26 protein-coding genes are annotated in these 19,739 nt (G+C 37.0%); 5 read left to right on the forward strand and 21 right to left on the reverse strand.

All coding sequences use genetic code 11. From position 1 onward, the window contains the following. Positions 1 to 503: 503 nt before the first annotated feature. Positions 504 to 1,151 (forward strand): VTT domain-containing protein, encoded by a 648-nt coding sequence (locus H5S41_RS07575; protein WP_182602848.1) that lies wholly within the window; start codon positions 504 to 506, stop codon positions 1,149 to 1,151. Here the strand turns inward: H5S41_RS07575 and H5S41_RS07580 are convergent. The 15 genes from H5S41_RS07580 to ccpA form a co-directional block, all read right to left on the reverse strand. Continuing rightward, positions 1,125 to 1,772, reverse strand: a complete 648-nt coding sequence (locus H5S41_RS07580) for a TIGR01906 family membrane protein (protein ID WP_182602849.1) — start codon at positions 1,770 to 1,772, stop codon at positions 1,125 to 1,127. The genes H5S41_RS07575 and H5S41_RS07580 overlap by 27 nt on opposite strands. After that, positions 1,756 to 2,526 (reverse strand): TIGR01457 family HAD-type hydrolase, encoded by a 771-nt coding sequence (locus H5S41_RS07585; protein WP_182602850.1) that lies wholly within the window; start codon positions 2,524 to 2,526, stop codon positions 1,756 to 1,758. The genes H5S41_RS07580 and H5S41_RS07585 overlap by 17 nt, the downstream gene beginning before the upstream one ends. Positions 2,527 to 2,534: 8 nt before the next feature. Continuing rightward, entirely contained in the window at positions 2,535 to 3,080 is a 546-nt protein-coding gene (locus H5S41_RS07590; RefSeq protein ID WP_163705801.1) for a YutD family protein, read from the reverse strand. Between the two features lie 20 nt (positions 3,081 to 3,100). Next, positions 3,101 to 3,718, reverse strand: a complete 618-nt coding sequence (locus tag H5S41_RS07595) for a metallophosphoesterase family protein (protein ID WP_182602851.1) — start codon at positions 3,716 to 3,718, stop codon at positions 3,101 to 3,103. A 117-nt stretch (positions 3,719 to 3,835) separates the two neighbouring features. Continuing rightward, positions 3,836 to 5,032, reverse strand: coding sequence for an acetate/propionate family kinase (locus H5S41_RS07600; protein ID WP_153710249.1), 1,197 nt, complete (start codon positions 5,030 to 5,032; stop codon positions 3,836 to 3,838). A gap of 13 nt (positions 5,033 to 5,045) precedes the next feature. Continuing rightward, positions 5,046 to 6,056, reverse strand: a complete 1,011-nt coding sequence (locus H5S41_RS07605; protein ID WP_331716177.1) for a class I SAM-dependent methyltransferase — start codon at positions 6,054 to 6,056, stop codon at positions 5,046 to 5,048. Between the two features lie 240 nt (positions 6,057 to 6,296). Next, positions 6,297 to 6,734 carry a ComGF family competence protein gene (locus tag H5S41_RS07610; RefSeq protein WP_182602852.1) on the reverse strand — a complete coding sequence of 146 codons (438 nt, stop codon included), beginning with the start codon at positions 6,732 to 6,734 and terminating at the stop codon, positions 6,297 to 6,299. Beyond that, complete coding sequence (locus H5S41_RS07615) at positions 6,731 to 7,021, reverse strand: HEM-1/HEM-2 family protein (protein WP_231833091.1); 291 nt, start codon at positions 7,019 to 7,021, stop codon at positions 6,731 to 6,733. Before H5S41_RS07615 ends, H5S41_RS07610 begins: the two co-directional genes overlap by 4 nt. Continuing rightward, on the reverse strand, positions 6,981 to 7,433 hold the full coding sequence (locus H5S41_RS07620; protein ID WP_182597381.1) for a hypothetical protein: 453 nt from the start codon (positions 7,431 to 7,433) through the stop codon (positions 6,981 to 6,983). Before H5S41_RS07620 ends, H5S41_RS07615 begins: the two co-directional genes overlap by 41 nt. Then, a complete protein-coding gene (gene comGC, locus H5S41_RS07625; protein ID WP_182602853.1) occupies positions 7,430 to 7,741 on the reverse strand; it encodes a competence type IV pilus major pilin ComGC in 312 nt (103 codons plus the stop codon). The genes H5S41_RS07620 and comGC overlap by 4 nt, the downstream gene beginning before the upstream one ends. Then, positions 7,741 to 8,811, reverse strand: coding sequence for a type II secretion system F family protein (locus tag H5S41_RS07630; RefSeq protein ID WP_182602854.1), 1,071 nt, complete (start codon positions 8,809 to 8,811; stop codon positions 7,741 to 7,743). The genes comGC and H5S41_RS07630 overlap by 1 nt, the downstream gene beginning before the upstream one ends. Further along, positions 8,729 to 9,706 carry a competence type IV pilus ATPase ComGA gene (gene comGA / locus H5S41_RS07635; protein ID WP_182602855.1) on the reverse strand — a complete coding sequence of 326 codons (978 nt, stop codon included), beginning with the start codon at positions 9,704 to 9,706 and terminating at the stop codon, positions 8,729 to 8,731. The genes H5S41_RS07630 and comGA overlap by 83 nt, the downstream gene beginning before the upstream one ends. A 157-nt stretch (positions 9,707 to 9,863) precedes the next feature. Beyond that, positions 9,864 to 10,607 (reverse strand): YebC/PmpR family DNA-binding transcriptional regulator, encoded by a 744-nt coding sequence (locus tag H5S41_RS07640; protein ID WP_182602856.1) that lies wholly within the window; start codon positions 10,605 to 10,607, stop codon positions 9,864 to 9,866. Positions 10,608 to 10,696: 89 nt separating this feature from the next. Next, a complete protein-coding gene (locus tag H5S41_RS07645; RefSeq protein ID WP_182602857.1) occupies positions 10,697 to 11,533 on the reverse strand; it encodes a hypothetical protein in 837 nt (278 codons plus the stop codon). 13 nt (positions 11,534 to 11,546) lie between these two features. Then, a complete protein-coding gene (gene ccpA, locus H5S41_RS07650) occupies positions 11,547 to 12,557 on the reverse strand; it encodes a catabolite control protein A (RefSeq protein WP_182602858.1) in 1,011 nt (336 codons plus the stop codon). A gap of 160 nt (positions 12,558 to 12,717) precedes the next feature. Here ccpA and H5S41_RS07655 point away from each other — a divergent pair, with 160 nt between their 5' ends. Then, positions 12,718 to 13,818 carry a M24 family metallopeptidase gene (locus H5S41_RS07655; RefSeq protein ID WP_182602859.1) on the forward strand — a complete coding sequence of 367 codons (1,101 nt, stop codon included), beginning with the start codon at positions 12,718 to 12,720 and terminating at the stop codon, positions 13,816 to 13,818. A gap of 34 nt (positions 13,819 to 13,852) precedes the next feature. Here H5S41_RS07655 and H5S41_RS07660 read toward each other — a convergent pair whose 3' ends face one another. Next, on the reverse strand, positions 13,853 to 14,311 hold the full coding sequence (locus tag H5S41_RS07660) for a hypothetical protein (protein WP_182602860.1): 459 nt from the start codon (positions 14,309 to 14,311) through the stop codon (positions 13,853 to 13,855). Next, entirely contained in the window at positions 14,304 to 14,744 is a 441-nt protein-coding gene (locus H5S41_RS07665; RefSeq protein ID WP_153710239.1) for a DUF948 domain-containing protein, read from the reverse strand. Before H5S41_RS07665 ends, H5S41_RS07660 begins: the two co-directional genes overlap by 8 nt. A gap of 142 nt (positions 14,745 to 14,886) precedes the next feature. Here H5S41_RS07665 and H5S41_RS07670 point away from each other — a divergent pair, with 142 nt between their 5' ends. Together H5S41_RS07670 and H5S41_RS07675 are read left to right on the forward strand one after the other, a co-directional pair. Continuing rightward, complete coding sequence (locus H5S41_RS07670; RefSeq protein WP_182602861.1) at positions 14,887 to 15,762, forward strand: mechanosensitive ion channel family protein; 876 nt, start codon at positions 14,887 to 14,889, stop codon at positions 15,760 to 15,762. After that, complete coding sequence (locus H5S41_RS07675; protein ID WP_182597390.1) at positions 15,752 to 16,588, forward strand: HAD-IIB family hydrolase; 837 nt, start codon at positions 15,752 to 15,754, stop codon at positions 16,586 to 16,588. The genes H5S41_RS07670 and H5S41_RS07675 overlap by 11 nt, the downstream gene beginning before the upstream one ends. 57 nt (positions 16,589 to 16,645) lie before the next feature. Here H5S41_RS07675 and cbpB read toward each other — a convergent pair whose 3' ends face one another. Genes cbpB through murI form a run of 4 tightly spaced genes read right to left on the reverse strand, consistent with a single transcriptional unit; the run spans position 16,646 to position 19,022 of the window. Beyond that, entirely contained in the window at positions 16,646 to 17,089 is a 444-nt protein-coding gene (gene cbpB, locus H5S41_RS07680) for a cyclic-di-AMP-binding protein CbpB (protein WP_182602862.1), read from the reverse strand. Positions 17,090 to 17,103: 14 nt separating this feature from the next. Continuing rightward, positions 17,104 to 17,625 carry a YfcE family phosphodiesterase gene (locus H5S41_RS07685; protein ID WP_182602863.1) on the reverse strand — a complete coding sequence of 174 codons (522 nt, stop codon included), beginning with the start codon at positions 17,623 to 17,625 and terminating at the stop codon, positions 17,104 to 17,106. 1 nt (position 17,626) lies between these two features. Beyond that, positions 17,627 to 18,217 carry an XTP/dITP diphosphatase gene (locus H5S41_RS07690; protein WP_182597393.1) on the reverse strand — a complete coding sequence of 197 codons (591 nt, stop codon included), beginning with the start codon at positions 18,215 to 18,217 and terminating at the stop codon, positions 17,627 to 17,629. 1 nt (position 18,218) lies between these two features. Continuing rightward, positions 18,219 to 19,022, reverse strand: a complete 804-nt coding sequence (gene murI / locus H5S41_RS07695; protein ID WP_182602864.1) for a glutamate racemase — start codon at positions 19,020 to 19,022, stop codon at positions 18,219 to 18,221. Between the two features lie 154 nt (positions 19,023 to 19,176). Between murI and H5S41_RS07700 the strand changes: the two genes are divergently transcribed. Beyond that, positions 19,177 to 19,731: a YslB family protein gene (locus H5S41_RS07700; protein WP_182602865.1), complete on the forward strand. Its 555-nt coding sequence runs from the start codon at positions 19,177 to 19,179 to the stop codon at positions 19,729 to 19,731. Positions 19,732 to 19,739: the final 8 nt, after the last annotated feature.

The raw sequence follows: 19,739 nt of genomic DNA on the forward strand, positions 1-19,739 counted from the left end.
ATTTATTATATCATATATCAATTTAACTTGTCAAGAAGAAATTTTAATTAATTTTCAATTCCTTCTGATCGATAACTCAATCAGCAACTTTATTAATATACCATGTCATCAATCAGATGTCAACAATTATTTATAACTTTCAATTTGAAACATCTCAGCAGCTCTTAACTGCTTTGACAACGATAACTACTATACAGTGTAACTCAATCATTGTCAACAACTTATCTCAACTTTTTTATTCCAAGTTTACTTAGTCGAATTTTATAATAACAAATTCATTTAATTGTTCGATTTTATTGCTATCTATGTATCGAAGCTGTTAATACAAATTACCTACTCTATTAAATTAACAAACATTTTTCTATTAAGTAAATACAAGAATTTCTATAAGAAGATGCTGAACTCAAAAAAACTATTAAAACTTTTAATGGGTACTTCACAATATTTTTCTATCTTGCTACACTTTAACAGTATTATCTTAAATATATAAAAGGAGAATTGATTTGGCAACTCTAATTGATTTCATACTGCATATTGATGTTCACTTAATCCAGATCGTTAACCAATTTGGCGATACAACTTATTTAATCTTATTTGCTATTATCTTCATTGAAACTGGAGCAGTTATTATGCCGTTTCTTCCTGGAGATTCCTTACTATTTGCTGCTAGTGCACTTGCTGCTGATCCACGATACCACCTTAATATTTGGGTCTTTATCCTCATATTCCTCTGTGCTTGTGTTGGCGGTGATTCACTTAACTTTTTGATTGGTCATAAAATTGGGAAAAGCCTATCCAACCACTCACTGTTTGGTAAGCTTATCAACAAAGAAAGCTTAGAGCGTGCTGAAGCTTTCTTTGAAAAACACGGTGCACCTGCTATTATCCTTGCTCGTTTCATTCCAATTATCCGAACCTTTGCTCCTTTTGCTGCAGCTGGTTCCGGTTTCCCTTATAAACAATTTATTAAATATAGTATTATTGGTTGTGTAATTTGGGTATTGCTTTGTTGCGGATGCGGATACTTCTTCGGTAATCTTCCATTTGTTCAAGAACATTTCTCAGTCATCATTATTGGAATTATCGTTGTAACATTAATTCCAGCAGTAGTTGGTGCAATCCGTTCACGTTTTACTAAAGAAGATGCGTAATTTCCATTTTATCCATCCCCATATAATCAAGAGTATCAATAAGGTAATCAATAACCACAGCGAAAAAAGTAATGTAAAAAAACTCTCGGGCATTAATAATATTATCGGGCTTGTCCTAGGATTGAATACCCAATCCATATTGTTAAAAAAGAGATGGTGGAATTTGATAAAATAAGCATCAAAGTTTGTTATCCCCATAAAACCACTAAAAACTAATAGAATAAATAGCACTTGAAACGGTAGAAGTAATCGCCAAAGCTGATTCTGCCGTTTTTGTTTTTTTAAACCATAAATTAAAAGTGGAACTGCTCCAATCATTATTACTTCATTTGCCACAATAAGCTGCTTCACATCTGCAAAGTGATGCGTTGCTGAATGAGCAATTGGAAGATAATTTAGCTTTAACGTATTTATCCATGGTAATTGAAGATACTTAATTACCCTTAAATAATCTAACCTCAGCTTATGGGGAGAGACGCCCATTGAATTATGAGGGAATGTAAGAAATAGCGGTGATATATTAACCACAATAAAAAGAGCAATACTAACAGCCGTTATTAAACTAAGCAGTATTAATAGAATTGCCCTTGTCCATTGTACTAATTCATATTTGCCATTCATCAAGACTATTCACCTTATATGTTGGTTGAATCTTTTCTTTTATTACCTCTTCCGGTCGCGACAAACCAGTATAGACCAGCAAACTATCCATCCCCACATTAATCGCCGCTTCAATATCAGTATGGTAATTATCACCGACCATTATTACCTTTTCTTTAGGTAACTGTACTTTTGCAAGTGCCATCTGCATAATGATTGCTTCAGGCTTACCAATCATTATCGGCTTCTGTTGTGTTGCGTATTCTACTAGTTTTACAATTGATCCAGCTCCAGGTACCATTCCCCGTTCATTTGGCAAATTACTATCTGCATTCGTCCCGATAAACTTAGCTCCCTGACGAATCAGCAAGACCGCCTTTTCAAGCTTGGCATACGTAACGCTTGTATCAAGCCCAACAATTACGTAATCCGGCCTTTCATCAGTAATAATGAATCCCCGGTTTTGAAGTGCTGATTTCAATCCAGATTCACCGATTACATAAACTCTACTTCCTACTGGAGCAATCGATAGCAAATAATCCGCTGTTGCAATTGCAGTTGTATAAATATTTTCAGTAGTGACATTAATATTATGATTATTACGGAGATTGTCCGCCACAAAATCAGGGGTTCGCGTACTATTGTTTGTAACAAACAAAACACATTTTCCCGCATCCTGTAGCCGTTTTATAAACCTGGCAGCTGCTGGAATTTGTTTTTTCCCTTTGTACGTTGTCCCATCGAGATCAATAAAGTATCCTTGATAGTCCTTCATCGTTTAGTCTAACTCCTCTTTTTTCGTTGATGCATTACAAATTTTTGATGATGTCCGCTCTTTACACGTTCGGCCTGCTGGTTATGACGTTGCCGCACATTTGCTTGCTTAATCTTACGTCGCCGTTCGTGAATAATCGGCGTAGTCCGTTTTTTTGAATTGCGCTGGCGATGACTATGCTGGCGCGGAATACAGATATCATTATTATGAATGATAAAGTAAGCACATCCAAAATTACAATATTCAAATAAATAATCTTCAATTGTCTCTACGCTTTGATCTGGCTCAAACAATGGATTATCACTATCATAGAATCCTTTTAACCGTAACTGATCATATCCCCAGTCACCAACGATATAGTCGTATTTGCTTAATACACTGCTAAAACGTTCAGCAAATTTTTCAGCGTCAAAGCCATTACGGTATTCCTTAACTAACTCATAAGGGTGACCGTTTACTGTAAAATGAACCTTATCACTCTTCTCTACATGGTAGATTAACGATCGCTGCTCCTCACGCTGATCAATATAATCCTGAATTTTAGCTCGATTCATCTTTTCACATCCTTTTATATTTAAGCCTTAATATCCTGTCCTGGATAGTGAATAGCTTTTTTATTTACAATCTCTTCTATTTCCTTAAAATTTAATGGCGCGCCAAACTTAGGCTTAACTGTAAGATAGTCAAGTTCTGGAGCGTCAATTCCCACATTAATATTTTCTTTAACAGGGACTGAATAATGGTGAATATGTCCATGGAGATTAATTATCTGAGGTGCTATCCCTAACATCATCGGATAATGGGTTAAATAATATTGACGGTGATCATATTTTATCAATGCTCCTACATCATGAAACTGAAATTTAGGCAACCCATTAAATACATAATTATGATTCTGGAGATACTTAAATAAGGCCCGACTATCATGGTTACCCTTTATAAGAATCAAATGACCATGCAGCTGCAATAGTATTTCAAGAATAGCCTGGTATGCATCTCGCTGGGGCTTAACAAAATATAGAGCAATATCTCCTAGATGGTAAACAATATCATTCTCTCCAACCTTATTATTCCAATTATTAATTATTGTTTGGTTCATTTCATCAACATTAATAAAAGGCCGCGGTGCAAAATCATTCATTCCTAGTAAACTATCGTGAAAAAAGTGAGTATCAGATGTAAAAAACTTCATAATTAACCCTCTCTCTTGACAACAATTATAATCATCTTAAATTCTAAAATAAAACGCAACTAGAGACAAACTTTTATTGCCGACTAGTTGCGTTTTATTGAATATATTTAAACTAAGTTAATTATTTTTCTTTAATCGTTCAATGTCACGAACAATCATTAACTCCTCATTAGTTGGAATCAATAATGTCTTAATCTTAGCATCATCCGCTGAAAGATCGCGTTCAACGCCATGACAATCATTCTTTTCTTGGTCAATCTTAATGCCAAAGTAGCTTAACTTATCTGTAATCATCTTTCGTACAGGGACACTATTTTCACCAACACCAGCAGTGAATACAATAGCGTCAGCTCCGCCCATTTCAGCAATATAAGCACCAATGTAGCGTACAATTCGATTAATGTAAATATCCAATGCTAATTGGGCACGATCATCGCCCTTTTCAGCAGCAGCAAGAATATCCCGCATATCCGGTGAAGTTCCGGAAATACCAAGTAAACCGGATTTATGGTTTAGAATATCAATCATTTCATCAGAAGATAAATTGAGCTTTCCTTGCATGAAGGCAATTAAAGATGGGTCAACATCCCCTGATCGAGTAGCCATTGTAATTCCAGCTACCGGGGTAAAGCCCATTGAAGTATCAAAAGACTTTCCATTCTTAACCGCAGTAATTGAAGCTCCAGCACCAATATGCATCGTAATTAATTTAAGCTCTTCAAGTGGCTTGCCTAACATTTCAGCAGCGCGAGCAGAAACATAACGGTGACTAGTCCCATGAGCACCATACTTACGAGCACCATATTTTTCATACCAATCATAAGGGACACTGTATAATGCATTCATTTCAGGCATATCAACATGGAATGACGTATCAAAAACAGCTACGGCAAATGCATTTGGCAATACTTTACGAAATGCTTGAACTCCAATCAATTCAGCAGGTTCATGAAGCGGTGCATATTCTGATAATTCATCAATCTTTTTGATAACATCATCATCAATCACTGTAGAATCCTTAAAGAATTCACCTCCAGCAACAATTCGATGACCTACCGCTGTAATTTCATCATAACTAGCAACGATATTTAATGCTGTTAACTGGTCCAACAAGTAATTAACTGCTGCAGCATGATCAGCAAACGGCTTATCTTCTTCATGCTTTTGACCATCACCATATTTGATCTTAGCATGACCCATTTTCTCACCAATACGTTCAATAGTACCTTCAGCTACTACATCTTCGCTTGGCATATCAAATAACTTGAACTTAAGCGTTGAACTTCCAGCGTTAACTGCGATTGTTTTTGACATTGACTTTTCTCCTTTAACGTAAATTCGTTGTTACCCATTGACTAACATCATTCATAAATGAAGCAAATCTAGCTTTGTCTTTGAATGAAGGGAACTCGCCTAACAAAACCTTAATAGCTTGCTTACTATTACCGCCCTGGCGTTGTAACAATAAAATTGACTTTTGCGCATTCGGGTTAGCAAAAAGTTCTGCTGGTAGGTTAATAAGCCCCTGTAAATAAGCAACAGACTGAATCCATTTAACAAATGATTGTGATTCTTTAGTTTGAAATAAGCTACTTGGCACTAAGAACACCCCAAAAGCTCCCGGCTTAAGGTAATTCATTGCTTGCTCAATCAATAAATGATGGACATAAGAATGCCCTTCCTTAGCCCTGGTTTGATAATTTCTAGTATTTTCATCAAGTGGATAGTAACCAATTGGCAAATCAGAGATAGCTAAATCACATTGAGGGATATCTAATGCTGTAATTGCATCCTGATGGTATAACTTAACATCAAGATGTTGGAGTTCCGTACTTACACTCGCAACTTGAAGCATATCCTCATCATTATCAATCCCAAAGCCAGCAATGTTCTTATCTCCATCTACTTTAAGCTGATTCATAACTGTTGTTAATAAATTAGCTGTTCCAACTGCTGGATCAAAAACCGTCTTGATTTCTTTAGTCTTAGTGACCTTTTCAATCAAGAAAGCCATGATTAAGCCAATTGTATCAGGAGTCATTTGATGGTTAGCCTGAATTGCGTCTTTACGAATTACTTTCAAAAAACTAAGCTGAATAATTTGCCGGATAATTTCTGGCTTTACGTTTTGTAAATCTAATTCTTGATATATTTTTCGCAATTCTTTTACTGTCTTTTCGTTAGGAACCCCATCATCTACACGGACAGTATTATTGTCAATAATATTTTCAGCATTCTCCAACAATGCATCAAGATATGAACAACTCAACGCTGCCTGTAAAATTTCTGTGGCCTTATCAAAAAGTTCAAATAATTGCTGTGGTGTTTTCTGTGTCAGTGCTAGTCGCCTCCAAATAATACAATCATTCCTTTATTAGTTTAACTATTCTTCATAGCAAATTCAAGACAACACTCTTAATGAGCCTATCTCAGATTTCGTTTTATTTCTTGAACATAGGTTAGATATAGACTTCTCTCAAGTTCTCGATACCCCTGATAATATTGATATTGGTATAGCAATACTGAACTTATAACAAGCAATACAATGATACTTATAAATAATATATACCCGGCTGTTTTATTCCGATGATGGAGGATAAAGTTTAACAACTGATTTCACTTTCTTTCCACTTATTCTCGTTACTTCTATCAATACTCTTTGGGAATCAAGCTGAGTAAAAGAGTATTCACGAGACTTAACACCATCAAGCAAAGGAAGGTAGCCGCCGCCTTGACGGCAAGTTAAATATAGTGTGTTGCTTCCCTTTAATTCATAATTGCGGTGAGCGGCTTGACTAAATAAAATTAACTTTTGATCCTGTACTTGAACTATTTCAAAACGGTGATTATCTGACTCCAATTCATGAAGAAATAAATACCAATCAATTGTTGAATCCAGACTCGCGCTATTAGTCTTCTTAATCCCCGTAATCGCTAAACTTATATTAAAAATTATTAGAGATGAAATAATCAATGCACAAATTCCTTCTGCTAAAGTAAAAGCTGTCTGTTTCATCTTGCAATCCGGTAAAGACATTCATCTTGATAATAAACTGTTAATCCTCGTAAATTAACTTTTGCAACAATTTTGTCTTTACTTAGCACTATGTTTTCATGTTTCATAGCATATAAATCACTTGCTTCTTTTCCCAGTCGTATTGCTGCTAATTTCAACTGTTCTCTTTGACGTTGAACCTGTAATTGCTGTTCACAAATAAAAAACAAATTAATCCCAATAGTAATTACTGTTAACGCCACTAAACTATCTGCCATCATAAAGGCCGCGTCCATCCCCTTCTTCAAGTCGATATCCTCCCCATGCTAATTGAATTTTCATACGGTAGAGACGATTATTAACTGTCGATTTAAATATCTGAGTACGTGCTCGAGTATACCCGGTGGGCGAGATAGTAACTTCATTGAAACAAATCACTTTTAATGTTTGGGGGATTTCAATTTCTCTTATCCCATCATTCCCACGAAAATACAGCGTCGCGCCAACTTTATTGTATCTAATTACAATATATTGATGGCCAACTTCAGCTCTTAGCTGTGCGCGACGCCACTCATACCGCAACAAACGCCAGAACCGATCCTCGGCCATTATTTGCTGTCCCTTGGTAAAGTTAGGAATTGTGATTAATACTAATAAAGCCGCTATTCCTAAAACAATTATTGATTCAAGAAAAGTAAAAGCTTTCTGCTTAGCTTTCATCGTTGAACTGCCTTTCCATCCACAATCACTATTTTTTCACGATGAGCCTGTTGAACTTGCGCATCTGTAAAATAATTAGCATTTTTCAACTCTTCAAAATTGACATTATCTGTTCCATTTTCATTTTCATACGAATCAATCTGAGTTTGGATAACTGACACCATCGCTTTTCGGTGAATACTGTTAGCATGCTTTCGTTGTTGCGATAAGTTAGGTAATACTATCAAAACTAATAAACTTATAATAAAAAGAACAATTGACATTTCAAGTAATGTGAAGGCGGATTCCTTTTTCTTTAAAATCTTCATTAATAAACTCCTTGAAACGAATGGTAAATCGGTAACAGCAAACTTAGGTATAGCCCAACGATTACAACTGCAATCACACTAAAAATAATTGGCTGGACAAAAACTAGCAACCGTTCAATTGAATTGGTTAAGGCTTTAAATTGAAGGTTTGCAAAAATCGTTAAGTCCTGCCCCATCTTTTCAATCGTTGTTCCTTTATTCATAAAAATAATCAACTCATTCGGTAAAAACGGATAAGCCTTAACAGCTTCAGAAATATCACCGCCACGTTGAATAATTTTTATTACCCTGCCACTAAAAAGATAAAGAATTGAATCACCATGAAATGTTTGTGAAAGCTGACAAATTTCAGCAAGTGATAACCCTTGTTGCAGCATCACTCCTAAAACACTTGTTAAATAATATTGAAAATAATAACAATAACATTTGCCAACAATCGGAATAGTACATAGTTTAATGAGTTTTTGCTCCTTACTCATTTGATGCCAGTTATACCACTGGAATAAGCCACTAATGCCAATTATCGTTAGAAAGTAACTCCCAATTAAACCTGTTACTTTAATTAGCAAATTGGGGTTGCTTTTCCCTTGCCACATATCTAATTCTGGAAATACAAATCCGACCAAACAACAAATCACAATAGCCAGCATTATCAGAAGAAGTAAAGGGTATTGAAGCAAAGTTATCAACTTCTTTCGTTGGCGTTCCTGTACTGAGAGTAACTTGCCAATTTCATACAAAGTTTTTACTAGGTTGCCATGCTTCTCAGCTAAAAGTAATTGATAATACAAATCTGGTTTTATTTCTTGCCGAATACTATCTGTAAAGCCGATCCCCTCTTGCATTCGATGATCAATTTTCATGGTCCACCACATTAAACTTGGTTCCACGGTGCCAATAAAATGAATAGCATGTCTAATAGAAAATCCAACCGTTAATAAGTCGGCCAGCAAAAGGAAAAAGGAGGCCTGCTGCTGACGCTTTAATTTATCCGTGCGCGTACTTAGCAGCGACTGCCGAGGTGATTTTCCCTTTTTCCACCGCCTGCTTAAGATTTTTTGTCCATTCATTGGAAATGACTCCTTTCGTTTTATTAAGTATTGAATCAGTTAAATGCTGGTGCGTTAACAAGTCACATAATACTGCTTGTTTTCCGTTGACTAAGGGAATTAATCGCTGATAACTGACAGCCGTTAAAACTTGCTGCAAATAATATGAATCAATCCCTAATTGTCGTAAACGGGAAATTACACCATCAGCATTCTGAGCATGGATTGTTCCGAAAACAAGATGCCCGCTTAATGCTGCTTGAACTGTCATTGCTGCTGTTTGTGAATCACGAATTTCACCAATAATAAAAACGTCTGGACGATGTCGTAATCCTAACCTTAGCAAACTTTGATAATCCATTCCTGCTAACGTGTTGACCTGAAGTTGGATAAAGTCGGAATAATTGATTTCTACTGGATCTTCAATTGTCAATACGATTTTATCTGGTAATAATTCTTTTGCTAATTGATACATTGTTGTGGTCTTGCCTGCTCCCATTGGTCCGGCAAATAAAATCAAGCCACGATAGTTACAGCACTTTTGTAGCGTTGTCCATTGAGAAGGGACTAGAAAATTAAACTCGTTACTTACTAAAGGGTAGATAAAACGGACAACTAATGATTCATGTCCTTGAAAATCTCCAACACTGGATAAACGCAAATTAATTTTCTGTTGCTCATACACTAATCGAAAAGCACCTAATTGTGGGCGTCGATGCTCACTTACCGCCATATTGGCACGATATTTTAAATATGAAATAAATCGTTGACCATAGGCATATGAAACACTTTTTAATAGGGTAAGCTGCCCGCGCACAGCTATTGACAGTCGATAACAGTCATCATGCGGTAATATATACAAATCACTGGCATTTTTAGCGATTACTGATAATAATTCATCTTCAAAACTTGGCATAGTTTAACCTCCCTATTATTTAAATACGAAAAAAAAACAAAAATGCATCAAAAAATTTAATTTTAAAGATAAAAAAGGAACCTAAAGCACCACCAATGGCACTTTAGGCTCCTCATTAACGAGAGCCATGAAAAATAAAATTATCTTTCACTCTTAATTATTCTTCGTCTTCATCATCTGGTAAAATCCCAGTTTCATAGATGTCGGCAACATCGTCATTTTCAGTTAATTCATCAATTAAGTGACGGTATTGCTTTGCTTTATCAGCAGGCACCTCTGTCCGGTTTTGAGGGATCATGGTAACTTCAGCTGTATCTAATTCGTAGCCTTGTTCTTGAAGAGCATCACGAACACTAGTCATGTTACTTGGATCAGTGAAGATTTGGAATTTTTCGTCTGTAGCCTTCATATCTTCAGCTCCAGCATCCAATGCATCCATTAACATATCGTCTTCACTCTTATCAAGGTCATCACGAAGGATTTCAATTAATCCTTTACGGTCAAACATGTATGAAACTGATCCACTAGCACCCAATGAACCACCGGAATGGCTAAATGCTGAACGAACGGCAGATGCTGTCCGGTTCTTATTATCGGTAAGAGCAGAAACCATTACCGCTACACCACCTGGAGCATATCCTTCATAGGTAACTTCTTCGAACTTAGCTCCACCAATACCTGAAGCTTTAGCAATAGCACGGTCAATATTTTTCTTAGGCATGTTGGCCGCGTGTGCCTTATCGATTACAAGCCGTAATTGAGCGTTGTTCGCTGGATCAGGATCACCTGCTTTAGCTGCTTGGTACAAATCACGTGAAATTTTTTGGAAAATCTTACCACGCTTAGCATCTTGGGCGTTCTTACGTCCCTGAATGTTATGCCATTTTGAATGTCCTGACATTACTGACTCCTCTTTTCTTTATTAATGTAATACAAACAGATAAATTTTAGCAAATATTTATCCTTAATTCAAGGTCAATAGCGAGGTCGCTATCGCCGCTTTATTAATTGTAAAATAAATAATCCAATTCCTACACCGGCCATTAGCAACGAACCGCTAAAAGCCTGCTGTTGAAAATCATTAGCAACTTGAACAATAAACGGGCTTAGATCAGCTTGATATTGTCCAGCTTGAATAGCTAACGTGTGGGCAACTAAAATAATTACCGTATACAAGATAGAAGCAACAATACAAATCCAGCTAAAGCTTTTAACAAAATGTCGTTGCCATAACCCCCTAATAATCAACAATACAAGGCTGATTAAACAAATAACTAAAATAATATTAACACTGGTTTTAGCTATCTTTATTCCTGTAATCAATTGACTAACTTCAGGGGTATTTAACTGACTATTGACAATCGAGTTAATATTATTTGTCACAGCAGAAGAACTACCTGCCGGAAGCATTGAAGTTGATAGACCATATTGCGCTAATTGAGAATCGACAGATGAACTAACACTGTTGACCACTGAGGAGAAGTCTAGATTGATCTTTTCTCCAGCATAGATTTGATCAACTGCCTGCGTGATTAACTTATCAGTATCACTCTTCTTTAAGACTGACGTTGAAATCCCGTATTGCGTTAAACTACTATTAACCTGATTCATCATTATAGACTCTAATGATGAACTGGTTATTTCTTTTTTTACAAAATTGGGGTTTAGCAGCGTAACATTAAGTAGTAATCCTAATGCCAATAAAGTTAAACAAATAATACCCCATAATCGAAAAAGAAAATGGTGCCTTGGCGGTGTTTTTGTTACTGGTTCTTCAACTGCTTCTGTTTCTTGACGTTGTGCTCGTAATTCGCTCCGGGTTGTCACAACAAATCACAACCTACTTACGAGTTGACTGCCGTTCAACAAAGCCATGATCCAAGATAACATTCTTTTCGTCATCGTTGCTATCATCGCCGTCCATCAATTTAGTAAGCAACCGCATTGAAATTGCACCAATATCATAAAGCGGTTGGGTAATCGAAGTAATCATTGGACGAACAAGTTTTGTGTACTTGGTGTCATTTGATGAAACTAATTCAAAGTCATCTGGAACTTTAACGCCAGCGTCTGTCAAACCATTGAGAAGTCCTGCTGCCAAACTATCATCAGTGACATACGCAGCTTTAATTCCCTTCTCAATAATTTCCTTAGCTTTTGCATACCCTGCTTGATATGAACCATCTGTTTCAATTACCAGTGAATCATCAAAATCTTTATTATCATCAGCTAAGGCGCTCTTATATCCGCTCAGCCGATCTCCGCTGTTAATTGAGTACTGTAAGGGCCCAGTAATGTAAGCCACTTGTTGAGCACCGCGTTTTAACAAAAATGCTGTTGCTTCTTTTGCTGCAGCCTGATAATCAATCCGTACACTTGGCAAGGAATCATCATTAACAACTGAACCGGCAACAACTACGGGAGTATTGGTGCTTGCAAATTCATTCTTTAGTTCATCTGATACGTCATGACCCATAAAGATAATTCCATCAACCTGCTTAGCTAGCAAGTTTCTAACAACCTTAAAGATCTTCCCATCATCAGAATCAGAATTCGTCAAGATAATATTATACTTGTACATTGAAGCAACATCATCAATTCCTAATGCCAATTCTGCAAAATAAGGGTCAGTGATATCAGGGATAACTACCCCGACTGTTGTCGTTTTTTTAGAAGCTAAGCCACGAGCAACCGCATTAGGGCGATAATTCAACTGCTTAATCACATCTAAAACTTTTTGTCTAGTTTCTGGTTTTACGTTTGGATTGCCGTTAACTACCCGTGAAACAGTAGCCATTGAGACACGAGCTTCTCGGGCAACCGTATAAATTGTTACTGATTGTTTTTCCATAAGATAGCCCTTTCTTTATTGGTATAATCTGTTTTCATATTTTTTCATAACTTAGTTAATATAGCAGATTTATCCTTAATTGGCAAACGTTTCCAACTATTTTTTTGCATTCATAACAATATGTTATAATGTTTGCAACCTTTTTTAGGAAGTGAATACATTGACAAAACTCAATCAATTACAAGAGGCCTTAGATGCTAAAGGCCTTGATGCGGCTTATATTAGTGACCCAATGACAATTAACTATTTAACTGGTTTTTATAGTGATCCGGTCGAGCGAATTCTTGCATTAATTCTTTTTTCAGATAATGAACCATTTTTATTTGCCCCAGCTCTTGAAGTTGAAGCAATTAAAGACACGGGATGGAAATACCCGGTGTACGGTTACCTTGATCATGAAAAACCCTTTAATTTAATTGCTGACCATATTCACCAAATGGCTGGTTCACCACGTAACTGGGGAATTGAAGGCGAATCGTTAACCGTTGACCGGCTCCGAGCTCTCGAAGCGGTTCTTCCCGATGCTAAATTTAATACTGATCTTTCCCCGCTCATCGCGCAAATGCGAATGATTAAAAGTACAGACGAAATTGCTAAATTAAATGAAGCTGGGAAGTGGGCTGATTTTGCGTTTAAAGTCGGCTTTGAATCAATTCAAGTTGGCAAAACCGAGCAAGAAATTGCAGCAGACTTAGAATATGCCCTTAAACAGCATGGCATCAATAAGATGAGCTTTGACACTCTTGTTCAAGCCGGCCCTCATGCAGCCGAACCACATGGCGCAACCTCAAGTAATAAAATTGAGAATAACCAGTTAGTTCTTTTTGATCTTGGAACAATTGTTGATGGCTATATTAGTGATGCTTCTCGAACAGTTGCTGTTGGAGAATTAAATGAGAAGCAACAAGATATCTATCAGGTATGTTTAGAGGCCCAGTTAGCTGCTCAAGATGCGGCTAAACCCGGAATGACTGCCGAAGAATTAGATAAAGTTGCCCGTGATATTATCACCGCCGCCGGATATGGCGAATACTTCATTCATCGTCTAGGTCATGGAATGGGAAGCAGCGAGCATGAATTTCCATCAATCATGGAAGGGAACCAGCTGGTATTAGAGCCAGGAATGTGCTTCTCAATTGAACCTGGTATCTACATCCCCGGTTTTGCCGGTGTACGAATTGAAGACTGTGTTCATATTACAGAAAACGGCTGTGAACCATTTACCCATACAACTAAAGAACTACTGACTTTCCCTAAATAAAAAAGCTGAGAAAATTTCTCAGCTTTTTTATTTACTATTTATCGCTATCCTCAACTTCACTTTGACTTGCTTTTTCGTCATCAGGAAGTGACTGCTTTGAATCACTAGTAGCGTCAATAATAATATCATTATTATCTTCTTCTGCTTCTTTATTCTTTGCTAATTCTTCTCGAATGTCAGCAGTTTGCTTGTCAAAATCATCGTTAGTCATGCGATTAACTACTTTATTTGCACTATCTTTTACTTTTCCCGTAACATTATTAACTGCATCCGCTGCTCCACTCATTTTGTCATTCAAATTAGAATCACTCATCAGGTCGTCAACGATGTCTAATGCGTCTAAAGTATAATCAGTTACATAGTCAGCAACTTTGTTAAACTTTTCATCGAAACTTTGCTTTAAAGCCTCTTTTTTAGCCGGTGCCATTTTTTTCCAAGCGGCATAGGTAGCGGCTCCTCCTAATAACATTCCAGCAAGTAACTTTTTACTCATTATTTGTCATTCCTTTCTTTTGCTTTCGGTGCTGTCTAAATTTATTAAATGCATCTAAAATAATTGTTTTACCTGCAATCTTAAAGATACCCCGATCTAATTGCCGTTTTTCATGACGAATCCGGACCTTATCTACCATTTCTTGAAGCGAGGCATTCACTTCTGAAACGCTTTGACTTACATCAGCAACTGCTTTAACAGCAGGATCTAATTGCTCTGATTTATGATTAATATCATCCAACAACGTATTCGTATTACTTAATACATCTTCCATTTCTTGACTAAGATAATGAACATCACGCGTTAAAGTTGTTATACTCTTATTTGTCTCTTTCATTGTCTTACTCAATTGATTCAACAGGATACATGCAAAAATGACTAAGATTAGGAATGCGATTGCCGCGATCAACCCTGCCAACTGGCCAAAAGTCATCTGATAATCCCTCCTTTAGTTTCCAAATTAGTTATTCAATACTAAGAATATCATAAAACAAAGAAAAACGATAATCTAGTGTAGTCGACAGAAGCTTGTCTTCCCTGTTAGAATAATTATTAGTATTTTTTAGGAGGTTATTATGATCACTGGTGTCGCTTCATTTACATCAAAACAAATGGAACAGCTAAAAAAGGCCTTTACAGATCTATCCTGGCACGAAATTTCACAACAGCTTTTAAGCAAATTTCTCTTAATTGTCGTTACGTTTGTCTTATTTTTAATAATTTTATGGTTAGGCCGAGTAGTTATTGTTCATCTTTTTCAAGAATCCAAGAAATATAATGTCCTTAAAAATAGCAATCGGATGGCAACGGTGAAAACCCTAGTATTAAATATTTATCGTTATACTTGCTATTTCTTCTTGCTATATGCCATATTATCGGAAATTGGCGTTCCGGTTGGGACACTAATTGCCGGGGCTGGTATTTTCAGTTTAGCATTAGGTCTTGGTGCACAAAGCCTTGTTAGCGATATCGTTACCGGTTTTTTTATTTTGCTTGAGCAGCAATTAGACGTTGGTGATACTGTTCAAATTGGTCAAATCAAAGGGACTGTAACCGCTTTGGGTATCCGGACCACCCAAGTTACTAGTTCTGATGGAACACTTAATTTCATCCCTAACCGCAACATTACCATCGTCCAAAACCTATCGCGAAATAATATGGTCAGCAATATCGATATCCACATTACTTCAAAAACCCCTCTTAATAGGGTAGAAGAAATTGTTACGCAGGTTAATAAGAAGCTGGTACCGCGGATAAAGGCGCTGCAGCTGAAACCCGTTATTGTAGGGCCAGTCGTAACTCCAGACGGAACACTGGTCTTTCGGGTAACGATTACAGCAGTTAGCGGAAAACAATCAACCGTTGCAAGCCGCTTCTTGGCAGCCTACCTTAAAGAATTACGAACAAATAATATTCCAATTGCCTGGGAGGGAATGACAAATGAGCATTAAATTAATTGCCACCGATATGGATGGAACATTTTTGCGTGATGATCACACATATAATCATTCATTATTTAATAAGGTATTTCGGCAGCTTGAACGTCATAATATTTTCTTTGTTGCTGCCAGCGGGTCAAGCTATCCCCGTCTACAACGCGAATTTAAGGATTATACTACTAAAATGGGGTTCATTTCCCAAAACGGTTCAGTTATCCATCTTGGTGATAAGCTTTTTAAATCTTTCCCTATTAACCAAGAAGCTTTAGCACGCGTTATCCATGTTCTGGATCGTTTCTATGGTCCTAATGATATTAACCAGCTCGTAATCTCAACGAGTGAAAAATCATATGTTGATCAAGGAATGAGTCCGCATGATTTTGAAATTGTTAAATTATTCTACGAGAATGTCGAACGAGTCCCTGATATTCGCAAAATTTTTAGCCAACATTCCAATGATGACTTTACAAAAATCTCAATTAACTTTGCTAATCATATTAATCTCAAAAAAGTAGCAGCAACTTTAGACGGCTATTTGCCACCATCGTTAATTATGGAAAATTCAGGTTTTAATACCGACCTTATCGGTAATGCTGTCGCTACCAAGCAAAATGCTCTTTCAATTTTACAAAAGCACCTACATTTAAAGCCAGATGAAATTGTTACTTTCGGTGATAATGAGAACGACTTAGGAATGTTAGCAATGACCAGTCAAAGTTATGCAATGAAAAATGCTCAGCCAATTATCAAAATGCAAGCTGCGCACACTACAATAACCGATAATAACCATGACGGGGTTTTACAAACTATCAACGACATAATCAAGAATAACCGTTAATAAAAGCTGGAGCCTTCCTTAAAAGCTATATAGCTATTCAAGGAAAGTCCCAGCTTTTTATTTACCAAAAGTATGTACTGTATAATTAACAGCCTTTAAGACTTCTCGCCGTGTCACAATCCCGCAAAAGTAGTTTTCGTCATCAACGACCGGTAAAAATGATTGATCTATTAAAAGGTGTAGGTTTTCTTCAATATCTGTCGGATCTTTTATTACCGGCGCATCTGTTTGCATAACGTCAGCAACTATTAATTCATTTAAACGTTCAACATTAATTCGTTGGGTTTCTAATAGCTGATCTGTAATCATCGCCAAAGAAATCTGCCCACAATAATGGTTTTCATTGTCAATTACGATAATTTTGGCGTATCGATCTTTCGTTAGTACTAAAAATGCATGATCGAGACTATTACTCTGATTTACCGTTGCGACTAAACTTGCTGGAATCATGAACTTTTGCTTATTTTTCAACAATAGAGTCTGCAAACGCTGATCAATCACAAAAATACACTCCTTTATTTACGGTTGAACTCACAATGTAAGGACGGAATAGCATTCATTTGCCGGTCATAATAGTCAACAATAAACTTATCAGCCCGTGCATCGATAATCGCAAAAGTTCCGCCAATGCTAGCATATTGTCCACGGGGAAAGCTAATGCTACCGGGATTAACGATTAACATATGGTGATCATAAACTGCACCTAATTGATGCGTATGACCATAGCATACAATTGAAGCGTCTTTTTCTTCAGCCGCAAGCATTAGCGGCGTTAGTGAAAAATTAACCCGGTGCAAATGTCCATGGGTGATAAAGATTGTTTCCTTCCCTTCATCAATTGTTAATTCATTAGGATATGATAGCCCATAATCATTATTTCCCTTCACGGCCTTAAAATTACTCATGGGTTCTTTAGCAGGATTTAATTCGGAATCACCGCAATGAACCATCAACTCAACTTTATCCCGCATTGTCTGAACAATTTCAGTTAGAATTTTGTCTTCACGATGATTATCACTTACAACTAGGATTCTCATTCTATTCCCACCAATCATTAAATTGTTTCATGAAGCTCCGTAATGCCTTCCCACGGTGGCTTATTTGGTTCTTTTGCTCTGCCGTTAACTGCGCCATTGACTTGCCAAGCTCGTCTACATAAAAAAGCGGATCATAACCGAAGCCATTCTCACCAGTTAATTGGCGAAGAATATGCCCATCAACACGACCGTTAGCAACTAACTTTGTACCATCTGGTTTTACACCAACAATAGTGGTATGAAAATGGGCTGTTCGCTGTTCATCAGGAACGTTTGCTAAATTTTTTAAGAGTTTAGCGTTGTTAGCCGCGTCATCATGATCACCTGCATACCTAGCTGAATATACGCCCGGTGCACCATTTAAGGCATCGACTACTAATCCAGAATCATCAGCCATAACAGGCAACCGCAACTCTTTAGCCGCAGTTTCAGCTTTAATTGTCGCGTTTTCTTCAAAAGTTGCACCATTCTCATCAATTGATATCGGTGAAAAATCTGCAAGAGTTTTAACTTTAATTCCTAGTGGCGCAAGCATCTTTTGATATTCACTCGCTTTACCCGCATTCTTAGTCGCAATTACAATTGTTTTCATTTTAGCCTTCCTTATCTAATTTAATGTGATCACATTTAGTATAACCATTGGGTAACCATTTCTGCGCACCAGCAATTAACTCATTAACATCACCCGTGGAATAAAGATCGATAATCGGTGACGGGTTATTACTTAATCGTTTTTCACTCGTTAATAAGTTTCTAGCTTGGCGAATTGTTTCAAAGGCTGGATCAATTAATTGGACGTTTGCGCCAAGTTTATTACTAATTTCTTTTTGCAAAAACGGAAAGTGGGTACAGCCCAAAATCAACGCTTGGATCGCTTGACCCTCAAAGACCTGTAATTCTTTATTTACCGCGTTTTGTGCTATTATTGTCCCCGTTTGACCATGTTCAACAATTGAAACTAATGGTTGAGTAGGATGGCTGATAACCGTCACTGATGGATCAAGCTTAGTCAATGTTTTTTTATATGCACCATTTTTAATGGTTGATTCTGTTCCAATAACACCAATTTTGTCATACTGGTGTTGAACAGCTGCCCTCGCCCCCGGCTCAATTACACCAATCACTGGAATCGGTAATTGTTCCTGAAGAAGCTGAAAAGCTGCCGCGGTTGCCGTGTTACAAGCAATTATCATTAGCTTTACTTGCTTAGTTACAAGAAACCTCCCAATTCGCAATGCTAATTTTTGAATCTGTTCCCTTGTCTTAATCCCATATGGAAAATTTCCTTGGTCACCAACAAAAATAATAGATTCATGGGGCATTTCTTCCCGCAGGACACGGATTACAGATAGTCCGCCTAACCCTGAATCCATAACCCCGATTGGTCGATTATCCATTTGTTCCACCTCGTTAAATTCATTAAAACGTTAAATCCTTGAAACTATATTATCCGTTTCTATGCAAGATTTTGCAAGTTTTTCAAGTTTTCCACTATTAAGATCTTAATTTTTAAGTATAATAATAATGATTGCTAAAAAGGAGCGAGTTGATATGAGTCAGAAATTGTATAATCAGTTAATAGCAAGCCATCAGGGATTGGGTGTCGGTACAATGCGGGACGTCATTTTACCAGCTATTTTGGGAAAGGAAACCGATGAAATGCTATATTGGATCGGCAAAGATCTTGCTCGAGTATACCCAGTTGCTACAACTGAAGATTTAATACACCTAACTAATCAACTCGGCTTTGGACGATTAGCATTACGAAAGAAGAGCAACACTTCACAAGTATGGCGGCTTTCCGGGGTAATTGTAAAAGAACGAATTCAACGTAACGAAGAAGAAACCTCCTTTGGCTTAGAATGCGGGTTTCTTGCCCAAGAGATAGAATTTCAACTCGGGACGGTTGCAGAGGCAAAAATTTTTGACCGTCACCGTGATTACGTTGAGATTCTTATCCAAAGCGATCCGCAAAATTCTGCTGATAATGAACGATCTGAAATGGTAACATTCATCAACATTGACCGTCCTGATTCTGAAGAAGAAAAGCCTAAAAAAGAAGGACGTCATTCGTTGTTAAAACTGAAGAGAAAAGAAAAAAAGTAGGGAATAAA

It is taken from the genome of Limosilactobacillus albertensis, from assembly GCF_014145555.1.
In the GTDB taxonomy this organism is placed as follows: domain Bacteria; phylum Bacillota; class Bacilli; order Lactobacillales; family Lactobacillaceae; genus Limosilactobacillus; species Limosilactobacillus albertensis.

Coding starts and splice junctions, on each gene's coding strand:
- H5S41_RS07700 (WP_182602865.1), top strand. CDS start 19,177: ATGAGTCAGAAATTGTATAATCAGTTAATAGCAAGCCATCAGGGATTG.
- comGC (WP_182602853.1), bottom strand. CDS start 7,741: ATGAAGATTTTAAAGAAAAAGGAATCCGCCTTCACATTACTTGAAATG.
- H5S41_RS07660 (WP_182602860.1), bottom strand. CDS start 14,311: ATGAGTAAAAAGTTACTTGCTGGAATGTTATTAGGAGGAGCCGCTACC.
- H5S41_RS07670 (WP_182602861.1), top strand. CDS start 14,887: ATGATCACTGGTGTCGCTTCATTTACATCAAAACAAATGGAACAGCTA.
- H5S41_RS07690 (WP_182597393.1), bottom strand. CDS start 18,217: ATGAAAACAATTGTAATTGCGACTAAGAATGCGGGTAAAGCGAGTGAA.
- H5S41_RS07585 (WP_182602850.1), bottom strand. CDS start 2,526: ATGAAGGACTATCAAGGATACTTTATTGATCTCGATGGGACAACGTAC.
- H5S41_RS07665 (WP_153710239.1), bottom strand. CDS start 14,744: ATGACTTTTGGCCAGTTGGCAGGGTTGATCGCGGCAATCGCATTCCTA.
- H5S41_RS07675 (WP_182597390.1), top strand. CDS start 15,752: ATGAGCATTAAATTAATTGCCACCGATATGGATGGAACATTTTTGCGT.
- H5S41_RS07595 (WP_182602851.1), bottom strand. CDS start 3,718: ATGAAGTTTTTTACATCTGATACTCACTTTTTTCACGATAGTTTACTA.
- H5S41_RS07630 (WP_182602854.1), bottom strand. CDS start 8,811: ATGAATGGACAAAAAATCTTAAGCAGGCGGTGGAAAAAGGGAAAATCA.
- H5S41_RS07590 (WP_163705801.1), bottom strand. CDS start 3,080: ATGAATCGAGCTAAAATTCAGGATTATATTGATCAGCGTGAGGAGCAG.
- H5S41_RS07610 (WP_182602852.1), bottom strand. CDS start 6,734: ATGAAACAGACAGCTTTTACTTTAGCAGAAGGAATTTGTGCATTGATT.
- H5S41_RS07640 (WP_182602856.1), bottom strand. CDS start 10,607: ATGTCAGGACATTCAAAATGGCATAACATTCAGGGACGTAAGAACGCC.
- H5S41_RS07580 (WP_182602849.1), bottom strand. CDS start 1,772: ATGAATGGCAAATATGAATTAGTACAATGGACAAGGGCAATTCTATTA.
- comGA (WP_182602855.1), bottom strand. CDS start 9,706: ATGCCAAGTTTTGAAGATGAATTATTATCAGTAATCGCTAAAAATGCC.
- H5S41_RS07600 (WP_153710249.1), bottom strand. CDS start 5,032: ATGTCAAAAACAATCGCAGTTAACGCTGGAAGTTCAACGCTTAAGTTC.
- H5S41_RS07620 (WP_182597381.1), bottom strand. CDS start 7,433: ATGAAAGCTAAGCAGAAAGCTTTTACTTTTCTTGAATCAATAATTGTT.
- H5S41_RS07685 (WP_182602863.1), bottom strand. CDS start 17,625: ATGAGAATCCTAGTTGTAAGTGATAATCATCGTGAAGACAAAATTCTA.
- murI (WP_182602864.1), bottom strand. CDS start 19,022: ATGGATAATCGACCAATCGGGGTTATGGATTCAGGGTTAGGCGGACTA.
- ccpA (WP_182602858.1), bottom strand. CDS start 12,557: ATGGAAAAACAATCAGTAACAATTTATACGGTTGCCCGAGAAGCTCGT.